The organism is Mycobacterium sp. E3298 (genome assembly GCF_001666895.1).
Lineage (GTDB): Bacteria > Actinomycetota > Actinomycetes > Mycobacteriales > Mycobacteriaceae > Mycobacterium.
Genome location: NZ_LZJB01000123.1, coordinates 1 through 1,719 on the forward strand (window position 1 = coordinate 1; position 1,719 = coordinate 1,719).

The following is a 1,719-nucleotide window of genomic DNA, read 5'->3' on the forward strand; positions in this document are numbered from 1 at the left end:
GGACCCACCCACGGACCCGACGTCAACTCCGCAATCACCGAGCTATACCCACTGGCCGCCGCAGCCACCTCAGCAGCAATCTCATCCCACGCCGCCGACGCCGCCATCAACGAACCCGAACCCGGACCCGCATACATCCGACCGGAATTGATCTCCGGCGGTAACGCCCCGAAGTCAAACACCTGTTCTCCTCAGTTGGCCGGGATCGCTGGCGATCCCGGCAGTCGCATCGGATCAGTGGTGGCCGTGGTCACGGCTTCGTAAGCATTCGCCACCCGTAAGTCGCTGGCCGCCCGGAATCACCGACTCAGACCTCTCGGTCCGCCACCCCAGTCGGCGGGCTGTCCGGCGCATCCTGTCGATCCCGTGCCTGACGCCCAAATGTGGCTTGCCGCCACGCTTCTCGGACACCCGGTCAGGAACAACGTGCACCTTTAGCCTCGATTGATCCCTGCTGTCAGCAACCGAGCGACAGTCCGCGGTCTTACCGAACTGTCGCTCGTGAATGAGATTAGTTCGTTATCAGGGGCGCGCCGACACCCGACGCCAACTGTTCATTCCAGGCCAGCCACTGTTCATTCCCTGTCGACCACAGTTCACTTGTGGCAACTGTTTGTTCATTCGGGGTTTGCTTTGAAATCGTTCTCGATAGCGCCTGCACGGCACCTCGCGCCGGTCAGTCCTCTTCGAGGATCAGCGCCATTTCGGGGCACGAAGCGACGCCGTCCCGGGTCAGCTGCTCGTCCTCGGGCCGCACCTCATGCTCCTCGAGGATCGAATAGCCGGATTCGTCAATCGGGAACAAGTCAGGGTCGACGGCGTAGCACTGGGCATGACCCACGCATCTGGCTTGTTCGAGACGAACCCTCATGAGGTTCCCTCCCTACCGGGCTTCGCAGAATTGCAAGTCGCGTCAGCGAATCGAGCGGCGATTCGTCGCTGGCTAGAGTGTAGAAGATCGCCGCCGCGTGCAGCCGTTGACCGGAAACCATCGCGCCGGCGCGCGATCGGATTCGTGTCCCATTGCGACACATGCGATATTGGTGTGCCGGCTGGAAACGGTGCCGACGAAGTCCCCGCCGCAGCGGTGAGCAGATCAAGATAGACAAGCGGAGAGCCCATGAGCACTCCTGGCCAAGGCCAGCAAGGCACGTTCCACCTACCGCGCCTCGATTTCGAGAAGTTACCGATGGCCGAGGACCGGGGCGTCGGGTGGAAGGTGTTGCGCGACGCCGGCCCGGTGGTGTTCATGAACGGCCATTACTACATCACCCGCCGTGAGGACGTGCTGGCGGCGCTGCGCAATCCCCAGGTGTTCTCGTCCACGATCCTGCAGCCTCCCGGTCACCCGCTGCCCGTGCTGCCACTGGCGTTCGACCCTCCTCAGCACACCCGTTACCGGAAGGTGCTGCAGCCCTTCTTCAGTCCGCTCGGCCTGAGCAAATCCCGCCCGGTGCTGGAGCGGCACGCCGCCGAAATGATCGCCGCCCTTGCGGGCCAAGGCAAATGCGAAGTGATGGCGGACTTTGCGCACCTGTACCCGTTCCAGGTCTTCATGGATCTCTACGGCCTGCCGATCCAGGATCGCGACCGCCTGATCGATTGGAAGGACACTGTCGTCAGCGACAAGCCCTACCTCACCCAGGCCGACCTCGAGAAGAGCCAGCTGCTGTTGGAGTACCTGGTCAATGCGATCCAGCAACGCCGCCAAAACCCCGG

Annotated in this window: 2 protein-coding genes and 1 pseudogene; 1 reads left to right on the forward strand and 2 read right to left on the reverse strand. The window is 62.8% G+C overall.

All coding sequences use genetic code 11. From position 1 onward, the window contains the following. Together A9X05_RS29430 and A9X05_RS05625 are read right to left on the reverse strand one after the other, a co-directional pair. The coding region (locus tag A9X05_RS29430; protein WP_156736234.1) for a PPE domain-containing protein at positions 1-182 on the reverse strand (182 nt) is incomplete at its 3' end. Positions 183-676: 494 nt separating this feature from the next. Next, a complete protein-coding gene (locus tag A9X05_RS05625) occupies positions 677-871 on the reverse strand; it encodes a ferredoxin (protein ID WP_067748007.1) in 195 nt (64 codons plus the stop codon). Positions 872-1,120: 249 nt separating this feature from the next. Here A9X05_RS05625 and A9X05_RS05630 point away from each other — a divergent pair. Next, positions 1,121-1,719 (forward strand): annotated as a pseudogene (locus tag A9X05_RS05630) (cytochrome P450); the annotation flags it as partial.